This is a genomic window from Flavobacterium sp. 2755 (assembly GCF_031455715.1).
In the GTDB taxonomy this organism is placed as follows: domain Bacteria; phylum Bacteroidota; class Bacteroidia; order Flavobacteriales; family Flavobacteriaceae; genus Flavobacterium.
This window is the reverse complement of the sequence record NZ_JAVDTG010000004.1, coordinates 484118-500953: the sequence shown is the minus strand read 5'-3', so window position 1 is coordinate 500953 and position 16836 is coordinate 484118. Positions and strand designations below refer to the sequence as shown.

General features: G+C 33.0%; 19 protein-coding genes. 4 read left to right on the top strand and 15 right to left on the bottom strand.

What is annotated here, in order from left to right; translation table 11 throughout:
* Positions 1-48 precede the first annotated feature (48 nt).
* The 8 genes from J2Y38_RS12455 to J2Y38_RS12420 all read right to left on the bottom strand — a co-directional run bounded on the left by J2Y38_RS12455 (position 49) and on the right by J2Y38_RS12420 (position 7486).
* Entirely contained in the window at positions 49-795 is a 747-nt protein-coding gene (locus J2Y38_RS12455) for an acyl-ACP thioesterase domain-containing protein (RefSeq protein WP_309842944.1), read from the bottom strand.
* Positions 796-881: 86 nt separating this feature from the next.
* Entirely contained in the window at positions 882-1802 is a 921-nt protein-coding gene (gene miaA, locus J2Y38_RS12450) for a tRNA (adenosine(37)-N6)-dimethylallyltransferase MiaA (RefSeq protein ID WP_309842942.1), read from the bottom strand.
* A 154-nt stretch (positions 1803-1956) separates the two neighbouring features.
* Entirely contained in the window at positions 1957-2796 is an 840-nt protein-coding gene (locus J2Y38_RS12445; RefSeq protein WP_309842940.1) for an ion transporter, read from the bottom strand.
* A gap of 30 nt (positions 2797-2826) precedes the next feature.
* A complete protein-coding gene (locus J2Y38_RS12440) occupies positions 2827-4188 on the bottom strand; it encodes an exonuclease domain-containing protein (RefSeq protein ID WP_309842937.1) in 1362 nt (453 codons plus the stop codon).
* 84 nt (positions 4189-4272) lie between these two features.
* Entirely contained in the window at positions 4273-4947 is a 675-nt protein-coding gene (locus J2Y38_RS12435; RefSeq protein ID WP_309842935.1) for a YggS family pyridoxal phosphate-dependent enzyme, read from the bottom strand.
* Positions 4944-5531, bottom strand: coding sequence for a hypothetical protein (locus J2Y38_RS12430; protein WP_309842931.1), 588 nt, complete (start codon positions 5529-5531; stop codon positions 4944-4946). Before J2Y38_RS12430 ends, J2Y38_RS12435 begins: the two co-directional genes overlap by 4 nt.
* A 9-nt stretch (positions 5532-5540) precedes the next feature.
* Positions 5541-6428 (bottom strand): 3-hydroxyacyl-CoA dehydrogenase NAD-binding domain-containing protein, encoded by an 888-nt coding sequence (locus J2Y38_RS12425; protein WP_309842928.1) that lies wholly within the window; start codon positions 6426-6428, stop codon positions 5541-5543.
* A 92-nt stretch (positions 6429-6520) separates the two neighbouring features.
* The gene (locus J2Y38_RS12420; RefSeq protein WP_256634491.1) at positions 6521-7486 is read right to left on the bottom strand and encodes a Gfo/Idh/MocA family protein; all 966 of its coding nucleotides are present in this window, start codon (positions 7484-7486) and stop codon (positions 6521-6523) included.
* A 204-nt stretch (positions 7487-7690) separates the two neighbouring features.
* Between J2Y38_RS12420 and J2Y38_RS12415 the strand changes: the two genes are divergently transcribed.
* On the top strand, positions 7691-8332 hold the full coding sequence (locus tag J2Y38_RS12415) for a protein-L-isoaspartate(D-aspartate) O-methyltransferase (protein ID WP_073482136.1): 642 nt from the start codon (positions 7691-7693) through the stop codon (positions 8330-8332).
* 30 nt (positions 8333-8362) lie between these two features.
* Here the strand turns inward: J2Y38_RS12415 and J2Y38_RS12410 are convergent, their stop codons facing one another.
* From J2Y38_RS12410 to smpB, 3 genes are all read right to left on the bottom strand, one after another.
* Positions 8363-9412: a Fic family protein gene (locus tag J2Y38_RS12410; RefSeq protein ID WP_309842922.1), complete on the bottom strand. Its 1050-nt coding sequence runs from the start codon at positions 9410-9412 to the stop codon at positions 8363-8365.
* An 86-nt stretch (positions 9413-9498) separates the two neighbouring features.
* Positions 9499-10140, bottom strand: coding sequence for a hypothetical protein (locus J2Y38_RS12405; RefSeq protein WP_291144592.1), 642 nt, complete (start codon positions 10138-10140; stop codon positions 9499-9501).
* A gap of 78 nt (positions 10141-10218) precedes the next feature.
* Entirely contained in the window at positions 10219-10674 is a 456-nt protein-coding gene (gene smpB / locus J2Y38_RS12400; RefSeq protein WP_073482130.1) for an SsrA-binding protein SmpB, read from the bottom strand.
* A gap of 138 nt (positions 10675-10812) precedes the next feature.
* On the opposite strand from smpB, the gene J2Y38_RS12395 reads away from it, so the two are divergent.
* Together J2Y38_RS12395 and J2Y38_RS12390 are read left to right on the top strand one after the other, a co-directional pair.
* The gene (locus J2Y38_RS12395) at positions 10813-11451 is read left to right on the top strand and encodes a hypothetical protein (RefSeq protein WP_309842915.1); all 639 of its coding nucleotides are present in this window, start codon (positions 10813-10815) and stop codon (positions 11449-11451) included.
* Between the two features lie 98 nt (positions 11452-11549).
* Entirely contained in the window at positions 11550-11774 is a 225-nt protein-coding gene (locus tag J2Y38_RS12390; RefSeq protein WP_309842912.1) for a VF530 family protein, read from the top strand.
* A 2-nt stretch (positions 11775-11776) separates the two neighbouring features.
* Here the strand turns inward: J2Y38_RS12390 and J2Y38_RS12385 are convergent, their stop codons facing one another.
* From J2Y38_RS12385 to J2Y38_RS12375, 3 genes are all read right to left on the bottom strand, one after another.
* Positions 11777-12334 carry a DUF3575 domain-containing protein gene (locus J2Y38_RS12385; RefSeq protein ID WP_309842909.1) on the bottom strand — a complete coding sequence of 186 codons (558 nt, stop codon included), beginning with the start codon at positions 12332-12334 and terminating at the stop codon, positions 11777-11779.
* A gap of 125 nt (positions 12335-12459) precedes the next feature.
* Positions 12460-13008 carry a GNAT family N-acetyltransferase gene (locus tag J2Y38_RS12380; protein ID WP_309842906.1) on the bottom strand — a complete coding sequence of 183 codons (549 nt, stop codon included), beginning with the start codon at positions 13006-13008 and terminating at the stop codon, positions 12460-12462.
* A gap of 6 nt (positions 13009-13014) precedes the next feature.
* On the bottom strand, positions 13015-13866 hold the full coding sequence (locus tag J2Y38_RS12375; RefSeq protein WP_309842903.1) for an aldose 1-epimerase family protein: 852 nt from the start codon (positions 13864-13866) through the stop codon (positions 13015-13017).
* Positions 13867-14053: 187 nt separating this feature from the next.
* On the opposite strand from J2Y38_RS12375, the gene J2Y38_RS12370 reads away from it, so the two are divergent.
* Positions 14054-16324 carry a M1 family metallopeptidase gene (locus J2Y38_RS12370; RefSeq protein WP_309842900.1) on the top strand — a complete coding sequence of 757 codons (2271 nt, stop codon included), beginning with the start codon at positions 14054-14056 and terminating at the stop codon, positions 16322-16324.
* A 114-nt stretch (positions 16325-16438) separates the two neighbouring features.
* On the opposite strand, the gene J2Y38_RS12365 is transcribed toward J2Y38_RS12370, so the two are convergent.
* Complete coding sequence (locus J2Y38_RS12365; protein WP_309842897.1) at positions 16439-16669, bottom strand: hypothetical protein; 231 nt, start codon at positions 16667-16669, stop codon at positions 16439-16441.
* Positions 16670-16836: the final 167 nt, after the last annotated feature.

The window sequence follows — 16836 nt, the reverse complement described above, 5'->3', positions numbered from 1 at the left end:
TTAAAAATCTGTGTTTATCAGTTTAATCCGTTTAATCTGTGGGCAATTTTATTTCCAATGCAGCTCCAAAGCAAAACAAGTTTTTTCACCTTTTGTAATGCTGAATGTTGCTGTTGTATGATCATCATCTTCGCTTTCGTGAATTACAACATTATCTTTTAGGGAAAGCTCTTTCATGAAATTCATTTCGAAGCTTTTAACTTCTTGTTTCATGATTCTTTTTGGGTCAACGTGATCCAGACACCATTCTAAATATTTTACGTTATTTACGTGATTTACAATGTCTAAATCAGATAAATAAACTATTTTTTCAAAAACAGCTTCTTTTTCGTGATTGATGTTTATTTTAGAAAAACCTTCTTCTGTAGCTCTGTTTTCAGGGAATAATTCAAAATGTTCGTAAGGTAAAGCCAAAGCTTCCGGACGGCGTAATTGTGTATTGAAAACTGCCCAATACGTTTCGCAGCCTACGATTTTTTTTCCGTTTACATACATTTCCAACGCACGGACCGAGCGTGAATTTTCCAGACTGTTGATCCATGTTTTTACGGTTACAACATCCTGCCATTTTGGTAAAGAGTGAACTTCAACGCGCATTCGGCTTAAAACCCAGGCTTGGTGAAATTCCTGCATATCATAAAAACTAATTCCCCCAATTTCTGAATGCGCTGCGGCGGTTAATTGTAAAATATTACACAAATCGGTATATTTTAAAAAACCAGTTGGCGTACATTGTGTGAAATTGATTTCCCAGTCTTTACTTAAAACTGATGTGAAATTTGGAGATATTGGCATTTTTGAATTTTAGATTTTAGATTGTTGAGTTTAGATTTTTTCTATTAGAGAATAGAATAAAGAGTATAGAAAAAAGATTTTTGATTTTACTTTAGAAGATTTTCTATGTAATCTATAATTTCTTTTCTATCTGCTGCATAATCAAACCATTTTGTGTTTTCATTTCTCTTGAACCACGTTAATTGCCTTTTGGAGAATCTTCTTGTGTTTTTCTTGATTTCTTCAATGGCAAATGGTAAAGTGAATTCTTCGTCAAAATAACTAAATAATTCTCTATAACCGACGGTTTGAAGTGCATTTAACGCTTTATTAGGATACAATGCTTTTGCTTCTTCAAGTAAACCTTCTTTCATCATAATGTCAACTCGCTGGTTGATTCGGCTGTAGATGATTTCTCTGTCAGCATCTAAACCTATTAAAATAGGAGTGAAGTTTCTATTGTTTTTCTTTTGGTTTAAAAAGGAAGAATACGGTTTTTGTGTTCCAATGCAAACTTCTACAAAACGCATCATTCGCTGTGGATTTTGCAAGGTTTGTGGATTTTCTAAAGTTATTTTTTGATAATATTCTGGATCCAGGTTTTTTAATTGTTCCTGAAGATATTCAATTCCTAGTTTTTCGTAATTTGAATTTACTTCTGAGCGAACTTGCGGATTAATTTCAGGAAATTCATCAAAACCTTTTAAAATTGCATCAACGTATAATCCTGATCCGCCAATAAGAATTACAAAATCATTGGTTTGAAATAGTTCTTCAATTTTGGCTAAAGCTTCTTTTTCGTAATCGCCAACGGTATAATTTTCGAAGATGGATTTGTTTTGAATGAAATGATGCTGGGCTGAATTCAGTTCATCTTTATTGGGAACTGCTGTTCCAATGGTCATTTCTTTAAAAAACTGACGACTGTCGCAAGAAACGATTTCGCATTTAAAATGATGTGCCAAAGCAATACTCAAGGCTGTTTTGCCTATAGCTGTTGGTCCGACAATGGTTATTAGGTATTTCATATTTTTTAGCCCAGATGGAAATGGAAACCCCGGACTTATATTTGTTCATTTTTTTTGGTGTAAAAAGAGCGACCAGCGTAAGCTCCTTTTATGCCTTAAAAAAACAACAAAGATAAGGAGGAGTTGCAATGTACAGCTGGATTAGCTCCATAAATTAATTATTTGGCAATTGGGTTCCGCATTCGTAGCAGTATTTTGCGTTGTCAAAGTGAACTTGCGACTGACATTTTCTGCATGTTTTTTTACCGCTTACTGTGTTGTTTTTTAAAGTGTTTTTTGCAAATTCTGCTGTTACAATTCCGGTTGGAACAGCAATGATTCCGTAACCTAAAATCATTACTAATGCCGCAATAAACTGTCCTAAAGGGGATTGAGGTGAAATGTCTCCGTAACCAACTGTTGTTAAAGTTACGATTGTCCAGTAAATTCCCATTGGGATACTGGTAAATCCGGATTCTTTTCCTTCGACTAAATACATAACCGAACCGATAATTACGGTACTGATAAGGACAAAATAAATGAAAACTAAAATTTTCTCTTTACTGGCTTCTATAGCATCTTTAAGTTGTGCAGATTGATGTGAAATTTGCGGGATATGTAATATTTTGAACAATCTGAAGAAACGTAGTGCTCTGACAATTGATAAAATACCTGCACCTGGAAAAAATATGGATAAATACATGGGCAATACAGCAAGTAAATCGATGATTCCGTAAAAGCTGAAAATGTATTTAACTGGTTTTTGAATGGAGATAATTCTTAGAATATATTCAATTGTAAAAAAGGCTGTAATGACCCATTCGCAAATAAGCAGTTGTTCATGATATTTTTGACTAATTCCTTCAACGGTATCAAGCATTATTAATAAAACGCTCAATAAAATCAAACCTAAAAGTACTAAATCGAACATTCGTCCTAAAATGGTATTGGTACCATATAGAATGATTTTGACTTTTTCCCTAAAGGTTTCGTATTTTGATTTTCTCTTTTTCATATCTGCGAAGATAATGAAAGTTTTGTTTTGTTAAAAAGTAAGGATTTTAAGAGATTTACTCTTGCGGATGTAGTTTTGTATAATATTTTTTACATCGCGGTTGTGCTGCATTGGTATTAAGATATTTTTTAGGATATCTATATTGTTAATCTGATAGTTAAGATCATAATAGGCGTAACCTTGATACGTTCCGTTTTCGATTAAAATAGCGCTTCTTTCGTTTACGTTTCTGCCTCGGTCGATTAAAATCATGCTTTTGTTTTCGAAGCTGTTTTCAGAAATAAACTGCTGTACCCTTAAATTATATATTTCCGGAGTTACTTCGCCAATACAGGCGCCGTCACATTCTTTTATTTTATACTGAAAACACTCTTTTTTACTTTGATATAAACCGGTCAATTTCTGGCATAAATGATATTTTGTGGTAAATTTAAAAAGTGCATTTTTGCCTTCCTGCAAAGAAGCATAGGATGTAATTTCTTTTTTACGTCCGTCGGCTTTTTCCAGTTTTAAGTTTATATAACCATTTGAATCTTTTTCAGCATATAAGGCAAATGGGAAAAATGATTTTTTTTGCGAACGATTGTATCTCGGACGGTTTATTTTTACTTCCTGACTTTCTTTTAAAAGTGCGATTAATTCGCTTCCGGTTTCATCATACGTTATGGTAAAAACTTCGGCTTGTATTTTTTTACTTTTTGTTGTGATTCCTGTAAAATGCTGATTGATCCTCTTTTTGATATTTTGGCTTTTGCCAATGTATATTAGAGTTCCGCTTTCGTTATAAATATAATAAACGCCGGTTTTTGTTGGCATTTGACTTAAAAGATCAAGGAATTTTGGCGCAATTCCTTTTTCGATTTCAAGTTTTATAAAGTCTTTTACGATTGTTTTTTCGACATCTTTTTCAAGAAGCATTTTGAAAAGCTTTGTGGTTGCCATTGCGTCTCCGCTGGCGCGATGTCTGTCGGCCATTGGAATTCCGAGTGCACGCACTAGTTTTCCTAAACTGTACGATGGCTGTTCTGGAATTAGTTTTTTTGCTAATTCTACTGTACAAAGTGTTCTGGCTTCAAAATCGTAGCCTAAACGTCTGAATTCTGTTCGTAAAATTCGGTAGTCAAAAGAGGCGTTGTGAGCGACAATAACGCAGTCGGTAGTTATTTCGATTATGCGTTTGGCAACTTCATAAAACTTTGGAGCAGAACGTAACATAGCATTGTTGATTCCGGTCAGTTTTACTACGAAAGGCTGAATCGGAATTTCTGGATTGACAAGGCTTATGAACTGGTCTATTACTTCATGTCCATCAAATTTATAGATGGCAATTTCAGTAATTCCTTCTTCATTAAACTGTCCTCCAGTAGTTTCTATGTCAAGTATTGCGTACAAATTAAGTGTTCAGTCTCAGTTTTTAGTATTCAGTTTTTTATAGAGGCACACCGCAGTGCGTCTTACAATAGTGGCTTTTGAAAATTATCTTCCTCCAAAAATGCTGCTTCCAATGCGAACCATTGTGCTGCCGCATTCTATTGCAAGTTGATAATCTCCGGACATTCCCATAGAAATTGTAGAGACGCACTGCAGTGCGTCTTTACCATATCCATCAATATTTTTTAATGAATCAAAAATTGATTTTAAATGGGTAAATTCTTTTTTTATTTGATTTTGATCTTCTGTAAAGGTTGCCATTCCCATTAAACCTAAGATACGAATATTTTTTAACTCTTTAAACTCCACAGAAGTTAAAAGTTCATTTAGTTCGTTTTCGTCTAAACCAAATTTAGATTCTTCTTCGGCAATATATATTTGAAGAAGACAATCTATTGTTCTGTTATTTTTTGAAGCCTGCTTGTTGATTTCCTGTAATAATTTCAAACTGTCAACTCCATGAATCAAACTCACAAACGGTGCCATAAATTTGACTTTATTCGACTGAACATGACCAATCATATGCCATTGAATGTCTTTTGGCATTTGTTCCCATTTTTCAGTCATTTCCTGAATTTTGTTTTCTCCAAAAATGCGTTGGCCGGCTTCATAAGCCTGTATCAAATCTGAAACAGGTTTTGTTTTTGAAACGGCAACTAGTGTTACATTTTCAGGAAGTGTTGATTTTATTTGAATCAGATTTTGCTTTATTGCACTCATTTTCGATTGTAAATCTTTAATATTTCATTATTTTTTTCGTTCACCCAGTTTTTTACATTAATGAAAGAACTTTTTATTTCTTTTGGATCGTCTAATCCTGCAAGACTCAAGCTGAATGTTTCTGAAATATCTTCTTTATTATTTTCTGATTTAATAATTCTAATTTTTACATAAAAAAGCAATGTTTTAAAATAATAAAACTCACCATAAATATTTTCAGAATACGCATTTTCATAGTGAATTGCCTGATGATATTTTCCTTTTATTAAATTAGTGTATTTATCAAAATTATATTTTCTCTGTTCTATTTGTGATAATGCATTGTATTTCTCTTCATTAAAATGATACTGATAAAGATTGTATGAGAAACCTCCGCTTCCGTTTAGAATTTTTGTTTTTTGTCTCTTTTCTTTAATTTCGAGAGTCGCTCCAATTTTTCCTTCAGAAATTATATATCTGCCATTTTTGTCAGAGATGCTGTCAATTTCATGAATTGTAAATTGTTTATCAGAATCTGGATTTGTGTTTTGAGATATACAAATGATTGTTGTAAAATGCACCACAATTAAAAACAGATTCCTCATAATTATTTTCTAGATAAACTGCTTCGAAATTTTCTCTGCTTTTTTACTTTCGCTGTAATCGTAAAAACCTTCACCAGATTTTACCCCCAGTTTTCCGGCTCTAACCATATTTACTAATAATGGGCAAGGAGCATATTTTGGGTTTTTGAAACCTTCGTACATTACGTTTAAAATGGCAAGACAAACATCAAGACCAATAAAATCAGCTAATTGAAGTGGTCCCATTGGGTGTCCCATTCCTAATTTCATTACGGTATCAATTTCATAAACTCCGGCAACTTTATTATATAACGTTTCGATCGCTTCGTTTAGCATTGGCATTAAAATTCTATTTGCTACGAAACCAGGATAATCGTTTACTTCAACAGGAACTTTACCTAGTTTTAGAGATAAGTCCATGATGATTTTTGTGACTTCATCGCTGGTATTGTAACCGCGAATGATTTCAACCAATTTCATAATTGGCACCGGATTCATAAAGTGCATTCCGATAACGCGTTCAGGATGTGCAACAACAGAACCAATTTGTGTAATCGAAATTGATGAAGTATTGGTTGCTAAAATGGTATTGTGAGAACAAGCTTCGTTTAACTGCTTGAAAATGTTTAGTTTTAATTCTACGTTTTCAGTTGCAGCTTCTACAACTAAGTCAGCACCAACAACGCCATCTTTTATATCAGTATAGGTAATAATATTAGTGATTGTTTTAGCAATATCTTCCTGCGTAATTGTTCCTTTTGAAAGCATACGATCTAAATTGGCCGCAATAGTTGCCATTCCTTTATCTAGTGATTTTTCAGAAACGTCGATTAATTTTACAGTAAATCCGCTTTGTGCAAATGTATGAGCAATCCCGTTACCCATTGTTCCTGCACCAATTACAGCTATAGTTTTCATTTTGTTTTTGGTATTTAAATTTTAAAAGTTAAGGTTTAAAGTGGCTTTTCTGCCAGCTTTAAACCTTAAAAATAATGAGTTATATTTTTATATTATTTATCGAAACAATCAATAATTTGATAGGCAACACGCAATGCATCAGTGGCTTGTTCAAGTGTTACAACCGGAGTTGTATCTGTATTGATTGCATTTGCAAAAGATTCTAATTCGTCAAGAATTGCGTTGTTTTGTTCTACATCAGGATTTGTAAAATAGATTTGTTTTTTTACACCTTCTGCATTTTGCAGGATCATATCAAAATCTCCCGGGACTTCCGGTGCATCTTTCATACGAACTACTTCGCATTTTTTCTCTAAAAAGTCAACTGAAATGTAAGCGTCTTTTTGAAAGAAACGTGATTTACGCATATTCTTTAAAGAAATTCTACTGGCAGTTAAATTAGCAACGCAGCCATTTTCGAATTCGATTCGGGCATTGGCAATATCCGGAGTTTCACTAATAACCGAAACACCGCTTGCATTAATATTTTTTACTTTTGATTTTACAACACTTAAAATAGCATCAATGTCATGAATCATTAAATCCAGAACTACAGGAACGTCTGTACCACGCGGATTAAATTCTGCCAAACGATGTGTTTCTATAAACATCGGATTTTCGATCATGTTTTTTGTAGCAATAAAAGCTGGATTAAAACGCTCAACATGACCAACTTGTCCTTTTACGTTGTATTCTTTTGCTAAAGCGATAATTTCTTCGGCTTCTTCAACGGTATTGGCAATTGGCTTTTCAATAAAAATATGTTTTCCTGATTTAATTGCCACTTTTGCACATTTATAGTGAGAAAGTGTCGGAGTTACAATGTCGATTACATCGACAGCGTGTATAAGTTTTGCAATTGTGCTGAAATTTTTATAGCCAAATTCTTTTGAGATTCTTTCGGCATTTTCTTGATTTTCGTCGTAAAATCCAACTAATTCGTATTTGTCAGATTGTTGTAATAAGCGTAAATGTATTTTACCAAGATGACCAGCACCTAAAACTCCTACTTTTAACATGAGAATGTATTTTAAACAAAAATATAATTTATTTGTCGAACGTGAAAATGAATTTAACTAATTGTGAGTTGTGAATTGTGAATTGTAAATTGTCAGTGTAGCTTTTGACTTTTGACTCTTAACTTTATTAATTTAATAATTAAAAATCAATATTTGATTTCCTTTTTAGTTTCTTTACTTTTGCGAGAATAAAACCTACCCATTTTGAAAGACACTGCCAAACATCAAGGACTTCGTAATCAATTAGTAAGCACTTTAGAACAAAAAGGAATTACTGATAGAACGGTTCTGGATGCGATTAAAAAAATCCCAAGACACCTTTTTTTGAATTCAAGTTTTGAAGATTTTGCCTATCAGGATAAGGCTTTTCCTATTGGTGCAGGGCAGACTATTTCGCAGCCGTACACTGTGGCGTTTCAATCTCAGTTGCTGGAAGTAAAAAAAGATCACAAGATTCTGGAAATAGGAACTGGTTCAGGTTACCAAACGGCAGTTTTATTTGCTTTAGGAGCAAAAGTGTACACTATCGAAAGACAAAACGAATTGTTTAAACAGACTTCAATTTTATTTCCGAAGTTAAATATTCGCCCAAAACATGTTTCTTTTGGTGATGGTTATAAAGGGTTGCCGCATTATGCTCCGTTTGATAGTATTATTGTAACGGCAGGCGCGCCATTTATTCCACAGCCGTTAATGGCGCAGTTAAAAATAGGAGGAAGGCTGGTAATCCCGCTTGGAGAGGATGTTCAGATTATGACTTTATTAATTAGAAAGAACGAAACTCAATTTGAAAAACATGAGTTTGGAGAGTTTAGATTTGTTCCTTTATTAGAAGATAAAAATTAATGAAAAAGCCCAGTTTTAGCTGGGCTTTCTTTATTGAGTAAGAATTGCGATATATCTTTCTAAACTTTCTTTTTGTGTTTGAGCTATAAAAAGTAAAAAATCTTCTTTATCCTTTTTGGTCTGAGCAGTTTCCAGAGATTGATAATAACGCATTCTGTTTTCATAATCACCTTTAATATTGGCTATTAAATATCCTTTTTGCATCAAAATTAAATTCATGATTAATCTTGAAGTCCTTCCGTTTCCATCAATAAAAGGATGAATTGTAGCCAATCTTTCATGCATTTCAGCAGCTAAAATAACCGGATGAAGTTTGTTTTTGTTGATTTCATACCAAATAAAATATTCCTCCATTTCTTGTTGAACCAACAAAGGCTGCGGCGGCATGTGGCTGCTGCCTTGTATCATAACCTGAACTTTTCTGTAACGTCCGGCATCTTCAGGAATTATTCCTCTAAGAATTAAATTATGAATAGATAAGAGATCACGTTCGTTTAATGAATTATTTTTGCTCATTAAATCTTTAATAAAACCAATGGCTTCCTGATGATTTATTGCCTCAAGATGTTCTCGCATACTTTTTCCGGAAATGGTCAAACCTTCATTAATAACCATATCAGTTTCACGAAGTGTCATTGTATTTCCTTCAATTCTATTGCTTTCAAAAGTATACTCAAGTTCTAATGCTTGTTTGATCTTAAAACTGTCGAATTGCCTGTAAGAGTCTAATTTTTCTTTTAAAAGATCAATTTCTTTTAAAATTTTTTCTAAAGAAGTTGACAACTTAAGGTTAGATACAGTTTTATTGTATTTGATTTCATCTTCTGCAACTTTTAGAGCTTTTAATGCTAAATCATCATCACCAATTTCATAAAGAATTTTTTCTTTAAGCCATGCAATCATTAAAGTTTCGTAATCGATTTCTAAAAGCTGGGCGAGTTTTGTAATTTGATCTTTGGTAGGTTTTCGTGTTCCCGATTCAAATTTGCTTATTAATGCCTGATCAATTCCGGCAAGCTGCGCTAGTTCACGTGTTTTTAAGCCCTTTTGTTCTCTTGCATTTTTTAAAAGTGATTTCATTTTTGATGAAAATTTAAGTCTTGACAAATTTAGTCATTTTTTAAATTATAAAAAAAGCAATAATTCAAATATTGCTTTCTTTGTTTTTATTTTGGAGGTAAAGAACCGTCTTTTCTCATTTCTTTAACTACGGCCTGCATAATAGCATCTACAGTTTGGCCTAAGTCTGTAACATAATCTGATTTTGTAGTTCCCGTCCAGATTAGTTTATTTTCTTTTAAAGAAAAAATATTGGTTTCAACCATATAATAGGTTGTTTCCTGATAATAACCAGGATCATAATAAGCAGGAGAATACATTCCGTACCAATTTCCGAAACCATAACCATAAACTCCAGAATATAAACCGTCGAAACCGCCGTAATACATTCCGGTGTAAGATCCGGGAACATAAGTAGTTTCTTTTTCGGTGCTTACCAAACGCATGGTTACAACGCCGTCAAAATTTTCGTCCTGAAGAATTTTTAGCTTTTGTTCCTTTGTAAGTTCTTTGGTAGTTTCGTTTAAGTATTGGTAAGAAGTTTTAAAAATCGGATTACTTGATGCAATTCGATTTTCGGTAATTCTCCTCGAAGCTTCATCTTTAACTAAAGCAACAACTAAGACTTTTTTAAAGTGTTCCTGAGCAACCGTTATTTTTGGATCTCTCCAACTGTTTACAATAGTGGTGTTACTGCCACAACCTGAAAGTGACAGAATTACAAGGAGTAGAATTAAGTACTTTTTCATATTTTACAGTTATATTGTTTCTATAAAAATAACTATAAAATTTTGATAAACATAGATTTAGCTAGAATAAATGAAAGATTAGTTGTACGCTTTTTTAATCCTGTCTAAGTCGCGTTTTGTATCTTGTTCTTTTAGGGATTCACGTTTGTCGTAGTTTTTCTTTCCTTTACAAAGACCAATTTGCAGTTTTGCAAGACCTTTTTCGTTTGTAAATAACTTAAGCGGAACAATAGTAAGACCTTTTGCCTGAACGCTTTTATGAAGTGTTTTTAATTCTTTTTTGTTTAAAAGCAATTTACGTTCACTTCTTGATTTATGATTAAACTGATTTCCAAAAGAATATTCTTCTATATAAGTATTGATAGCAAAAAGCTCCAAACCGCTAAATTCGCAAAAGCTTTCTGTAATATTCGCTTTTCCTAAACGTATCGATTTAATTTCGGTTCCCGCCAAAACAATTCCGGCAGTATAAGTGTCGATTATCTCGTAATCAAAACGAGCTCTCTTATTAAGTATATTGACTGATTTTAACATGGTGGCAAAAGTAAGAAAATTGCAAGACATTCATACTGTCAAATATAATTAAAGATTTCTTTTAATCTATGATTTTAATCAGCTTTGGCACAAAACCTTACTCATAAGTTTGTTCTGTAATTATAAAACAAACTTAAAATGAAAAAGATTTTTACATTAGTTGGTATTGCATTAATTGGTTTATCTGTAAAAGCTCAGGATTCGGCTCAAGGTTTAAAAGGAGCTTGGTTTGCGACTTCGCAATTTGGTTATCAGCAGACAAAAACTGCAGATTTGAAAAACACAAGTTTATCTGTACTTCCAGTTGTTGGTACATTTGTTACGCCTTCAGTTGCTGTTGGAGCAGGAATTGGGTTTATTAATATAAAAGCAGATTCTAACGCTGGAACAGCTGCAAAAACAGATTTATTTGTGATTCAGCCTTTGGCAAGAAAATATTGGAATGTAGCAGGCTCATTGTATTTCTTCGGACAAGCAGCTTTGCCGGTTATTACAGGAAAAGAAAAAGAAAGCGAGTTAAAAGTTAATCAGGTAGGATTATCAGTATCAGGAGGTTTTGATTATTTTGTAACGAAAAACTTCTCGGTAGAGTTCTCTTACGATTTGGCTAATTTTACTTCTACGACCATTGAGCCTAAAAATGGAGAAAAAACGACGGTTACAAATTTTGGGTTGGCGCATGTTGCAAATGTAGATCCGTTTTACAACACGGTTTTGGCGGGAAGTAATCCAAATTTAACTTCACCGCTTTCTTTTGGATTTAAATTCATATTCTAATTTAGCATTTAACGAATTGTATTAGGTGAATTCGTTAATTTTGCAAAAAAGACCGTTCTTTTTGAGGACGGTCTTTTGTATTATTTAAATTATATAAAATGGAAAGTAAATCTAAAGATCCGCTGCACGGAATCACACTTCAAAAAATTGTAGAAACTTTGGTTGATTATTATGGTTTTGATACTTTAGGAGAATTAATTCCTGTAAAATGCTTTATGTCAAACCCGAGTGTAAAATCAAGCCTTACTTTTTTAAGAAAAACCGATTGGGCGCGAAAAAAAGTGGAAGAATTATATGTAAAAACGCTTCCTAAACTCAGCTGATTTTAGTTCAGTTTATACGAAAGCATTACACCGCCGCGATACGGAAGCCATTCTCCGCTTTTGTTCCAGTGTTGGGCTTTTTCATATCTGCCTGGCGTTCCGTCATTATAATATCCGTGGTAAAAACCCTGATGCCATCCACCTCCGGCAAAAATATCCAGTAAAAATTTATCGTTCAATTTAATATTATAACCTACTGTAACTCCTAAACGGTAGCCAAAACCGTGTTCGTACTTGTTAGTATCCCAGTAATTCCATTTTTGTAATTGATAAAAATCAGGACCGGCGTGAGCACCAACATAAAATCCGTTATATTTTTCTTTAAAATGATAACGAACTTCTGGAGTAAAAGTGTAAAATTCCATTGGACTATTTCCGTTAAACGATTTCCAGAAAGAAGCCATAACATCAAAACTAAAGGTAGTTTTTTCGCCAATACTGGTTTCGATACCAACATTTGGAATACCTACTAAAGCAGTAGCTCCGTTAAATTTTATAAAGGTTTGACTTTGTAATTGTATGGTTAAAAAAAGAACAATAAAGGCGAATAATTTTTTCATGGTATTTTTTTGTGATCGCGGACGTAATCTGTTTTCGGCCACAAATATAACGCAATAGCGCATTTACTATTGCAGGAATAGATGATTTTAACAAGAAATGTTTTTTGTGCGGAATAGTAAAAGGGTTAATTCTGGAGTAAAGAATAAATTACTTTATCGAGAAATTTGCCTTCATAAAGTTCAGCTTCTTTTAAATGAGCTTCTTTCACGAAACCACATTTTTGTAATACTTTTTCAGATGCATAATTTTCCGGATCAATTACCGCTTCGATAGAATGCAGTTTTAAATCTTCAAAACCATATTGTATCAATCGGTTTACAGCTTCAGGAATAATTCCTTTTCCATGAAAATCAGGCGATAACATATATCCAATTTCGGCACGATGATTTTCGGGCTGCATTCTGTAATAACCAATAATTCCCAGAAGTTTAGGATTATCTTTTAGGGTAATTCCCCAATTAATTCCAACATTAGTTTCTATTTTTTCCTCAATCATAGCAATATGTTCCAAAGCATCTTCATTATTTTTAACTAATGGACGCGGAATATATTTCATAGTTTCAGGATTCGAACGCAATTCAAAAATTTCATTTACATCGTCATTCGTAATTCTTCTTAAAAGTAAACGCTCCGTTTCAATTATCGGAAATGGGTGAAAGTTAAATTCTAACATCTTAAATTATACTATTTTAATACTGAATTTTGAATGAAATGATTGATCGACATCTAAAATCAAAATCCCTTCTTTTTTAAACAAATCTCCTGAATTATCTGCTGTGTCCGAATATCCAAACCAAGGCTCGATACAAACGAAAGGTGCCTGATCTTTTGTCCAGATTCCTAAACTCGGAAAATCTTCAAATTCAACTTGTACATACGGTTTTGAATTTTCAAGAATAGTCAATGAATTAGATTCTAATGTTTTAAAAACTAAAGCATCATTTTCAAAAAGTTTATAGTTTAGCGGAACAACATTCTCAGTAGTTTTTAAAGTTTCGGTTTTATTCGAAATCAAATCATTTTCAAGAAGATTATATTTCAAAGGTTCTGCTTTTTCAAACTTAAAAGCATAATTTTCAAACTTTTCAGGAAGAGCAATCGCCGGATGTGCACCAATTGAGAAAGGCATTTTTGATTTACTTTTATTGATGACTACATATTCTATATTTAACGTAGTATTTTCTAATGTATAAATAAGCTGCAGTTCAAATTCAAATGGATATTTCTTTAAAGTTTCGGCATTTGATTCTAAAGAAAAAACAGCGCTATTGCCGCTTTTTTCAATTAGTTGAAATTCCATATCTCTTGCAAAACCATGTCTTGGCAATTGATATTCTTTTTTATCAATAGTGTAAGTATTGTTTTTTAATGTACCAACAATAGGGAAAAGAATAGGTGAGTGTTTACCCCAAAAATCAGGATTTCCTTCCCAGATGTATTCTTTATTTTGATTGTCTTTTAAAGAGAACAATTCTGCTCCGGCATTTTTAATCGAAGCCTTAAGTGTTGAATTTGATATAGTTGTGCTCAAAATGTTGTTTGTTGAAAAGAATTAGTCTTAAATCTTGATGTAAATATATTTTATAAATTTTATTTTTTAGGAAAAAGCTTAGAATTATTTTTTTAATAAATTTTTGCTAAAATTAAATTTATCCTTTTCGTTTTCTCTGTAAATAGCTTTTTTTTTCATTAATTTGCTACATAAACAGCTAAAAAATATGAAAAAACAATCTTCAAGAGCCTTTTTAACCATGGCTTTACTTGTTGGGATTTCTTCAGTTTGGGCGCAGCAGACTCCGCCGGCGACGACAGCAAATCCAGCAAACAATTATAATTATCACGATGCATTTGCACCACATTTTTATACTAAAAACGGTACTTCGACGCGTACAGCAAGCGGTCAGCCAGGAGTTGAATACTGGCAGAACAGAGCTGATTATCAAATAACAGCGAAGTTAAACGGAACTACAAATGAAATTGTAGGTACAGATGAAATTACCTATACAAATAATAGTCCTGATAAACTTGGATTTCTTTGGCTGAATTTAGATCAAAATTTGTTCAAAGAAGATTCTAGAGGAAATGCTGTTGTGCCATTAACCGGAAGCCGTAACGGAGCTCAAGGTCAGGTTTTTGACGGAGGAAATAAAATTAAGTCAGTAAAAGTAATTTCTGGTGGAAAAACAAAAACAGAAGTTGAGGCAAAATATATCGTTACAGATACCAGAATGCAGATTTTCCTTCCACAGGAATTAGCAGCAAAAGGAGCTTCTGTAAAAATTAAAATTGAATTCTCATTCATTGCACCATTTGAAGGTTCAGACAGAATGGGAGTTTTAGAAACTAAAAACGGAAAAATATTCACAATCGCACAATGGTATCCGCGTATGTGTGTGTATGATGATGTAAGAGGCTGGAATACGGCACCGTATTTAGGAGCTTCTGAGTTTTATTTAGAATATGGAGATTTTGATGTTAAATTGACTGTTCCTGCAAACCATTATGTTGTAGGTTCTGGAGAATTAATAAACGGAGCAGAAGTTTTTTCTGCAGAACAATTGAAAAGATATAAAGACGCTTCTCAAAGTGATAAAACTGTTATAATTCGCTCTGCAGATGAAGTTGCGGCGACTGCAAACAGTAATGCTTCGGCACAAAAAACCTGGCATTATAAAATTAAAAATGCACGTGATTTTTCTTGGGCATCATCTCCGGCTTTTATTTTAGATGGAGCAAAAATAAACTTACCAAGCGGAAAAAAATCTTTAGCATTATCAGCATATCCTGTTGAAAGTTCAGGAAATGATGCTTGGGGACGTTCTACAGAATATACTAAAGCGTCTATCGAAAATTATTCTAAAAGATGGTTCGAATATCCTTATCCTGCAGCTACAAACGTAGCAGGGAACGAGGGTGGAATGGAATATCCTGGAATTGTTTTCTGCGGATGGAAATCTAAAGGAGATGATTTATGGGGAGTTACAGATCACGAATTCGGGCATATTTGGTTCCCAATGATTGTAGGTTCAAACGAGCGTTATTTTGCATGGATGGATGAAGGTTTTAATACCTTTATTAACTCTGTAAGTTCTTATGATTTTAATAATGGCGAATACAAACAGCCTGCATCTAATTTACATGAAGAAGCAGAATATTTTACAAGCCCAAAATTAGAAACAATTATGAGTTCTCCTGATAATATGAAGGAAGCTAATATTGGCGTTTTATGTTATGCAAAACCAAGTGCAGGATTAGTTATTTTAAGAGAGCAGGTTTTAGGACAAGAGCGTTTTGATAAGGCATTACGTACTTATGTAGAGCGCTGGGCTTACAAACACCCAACTCCGGACGATTTTTTTAGAACAATTGAAAATGTTGCTGGTGAAGATTTAAGCTGGTTCTGGAGAAGCTGGTTCGTAAACAACTGGAGATTTGACCAAGGAATCAACTGGATTAAATATGTAAAAAATGATCCGGCAAAAGGTGTTGTAATCAATGTTGAGAACTTCGACAAAATGCCAATGCCAATTGTTTTAGACGTTAAAACAAAAAGCGGAAAAGTAACAAGAGTTAAGCTGCCGGTAGAAATTTGGCAACGTAACAACGAGTGGTCTTTCAAACATAATTCAACAGAAGAAATTGAAAGTATTACACTAGATCCAGATCACGCTTTCCCTGATTATAACGAAAGTAATAACGTGTGGACAGCGGGAAAGGGAAAAGTTGAAAAAGATATTATTTTAGATGGTTTTGTTGGGACTTATGGTACTACAAAATCGCCTTTAACAATTGAATTGACAGAGAAAAACAGCGTTTTAAATGCTGAACTTCCAAACTATCCAAAATTTACTTTAACTCCTGTTGCAGGTGAAAAAGATACATTTGAATCAAAAAGAGCAGGATTGAAATTTAAATTCAACGAAGCTAAAACAGGTTTCGATATGACACTTATAGATAATGGACAAGTAATTCCATTTACGAAAAAGTAATAATTCAAATTAGAAATATTCAAAACCCGATAGTTATTTATAGCTATCGGGTTTTCTTTTGTTTTTAAGTTTCAGGTTTCAAGTTTGCGTGCCCGAATTTAAAATCTTAGAACCTTAGCAACTTAGAATCTCAGTATCTTTCAAAAAATAACTTTTCATTGAAAAAATGTTAGAATTTTTATTTTTTGTTTTGTGAATAAAAAAATAATGTACTTTTGCACCGATGAATAAAATAAGTTTACATACAACTTCTTTGTCACGGACAAACTCACCGATTACTTCTCCCGAAGTACGGATACTATCTCTATAGTATTCACTGAGTTTTATAGCCGTATATTTATTCATATCCATTTTTCATTTTGAAATCACATAATTTGTCCATTGGACAAACATATCCTAAAAGTATTTATTATTTTGTAAATTTTCTTAATCAACTTTTTGATTTTGAAGATGTTACTTCTGTTTTGCTTAATTTTATTGGATTCAAATCTGGATTTCAAACTAAACAATAT

What these genes read in the sequence shown, in the direction of transcription:
- J2Y38_RS12405 (WP_291144592.1), bottom strand. Translation starts at nt 10,140, where the DNA reads ATGAAAAAGTACTTAATTCTACTCCTTGTAATTCTGTCACTTTCAGGT.
- miaA (WP_309842942.1), bottom strand. Translation starts at nt 1,802, where the DNA reads ATGAAATACCTAATAACCATTGTCGGACCAACAGCTATAGGCAAAACA.
- J2Y38_RS12455 (WP_309842944.1), bottom strand. Translation starts at nt 795, where the DNA reads ATGCCAATATCTCCAAATTTCACATCAGTTTTAAGTAAAGACTGGGAA.
- smpB (WP_073482130.1), bottom strand. Translation starts at nt 10,674, where the DNA reads ATGTTAAAATCAGTCAATATACTTAATAAGAGAGCTCGTTTTGATTAC.
- J2Y38_RS12370 (WP_309842900.1), top strand. Translation starts at nt 14,054, where the DNA reads ATGAAAAAACAATCTTCAAGAGCCTTTTTAACCATGGCTTTACTTGTT.
- J2Y38_RS12435 (WP_309842935.1), bottom strand. Translation starts at nt 4,947, where the DNA reads ATGAGTGCAATAAAGCAAAATCTGATTCAAATAAAATCAACACTTCCT.
- J2Y38_RS12380 (WP_309842906.1), bottom strand. Translation starts at nt 13,008, where the DNA reads ATGTTAGAATTTAACTTTCACCCATTTCCGATAATTGAAACGGAGCGT.
- J2Y38_RS12365 (WP_309842897.1), bottom strand. Translation starts at nt 16,669, where the DNA reads ATGAATAAATATACGGCTATAAAACTCAGTGAATACTATAGAGATAGT.
- J2Y38_RS12410 (WP_309842922.1), bottom strand. Translation starts at nt 9,412, where the DNA reads ATGAAATCACTTTTAAAAAATGCAAGAGAACAAAAGGGCTTAAAAACA.
- J2Y38_RS12420 (WP_256634491.1), bottom strand. Translation starts at nt 7,486, where the DNA reads ATGTTAAAAGTAGGAGTTTTAGGTGCTGGTCATCTTGGTAAAATACAT.
- J2Y38_RS12395 (WP_309842915.1), top strand. Translation starts at nt 10,813, where the DNA reads ATGAAAAAGATTTTTACATTAGTTGGTATTGCATTAATTGGTTTATCT.
- J2Y38_RS12430 (WP_309842931.1), bottom strand. Translation starts at nt 5,531, where the DNA reads ATGAGGAATCTGTTTTTAATTGTGGTGCATTTTACAACAATCATTTGT.
- J2Y38_RS12445 (WP_309842940.1), bottom strand. Translation starts at nt 2,796, where the DNA reads ATGAAAAAGAGAAAATCAAAATACGAAACCTTTAGGGAAAAAGTCAAA.
- J2Y38_RS12390 (WP_309842912.1), top strand. Translation starts at nt 11,550, where the DNA reads ATGGAAAGTAAATCTAAAGATCCGCTGCACGGAATCACACTTCAAAAA.
- J2Y38_RS12385 (WP_309842909.1), bottom strand. Translation starts at nt 12,334, where the DNA reads ATGAAAAAATTATTCGCCTTTATTGTTCTTTTTTTAACCATACAATTA.
- J2Y38_RS12425 (WP_309842928.1), bottom strand. Translation starts at nt 6,428, where the DNA reads ATGAAAACTATAGCTGTAATTGGTGCAGGAACAATGGGTAACGGGATT.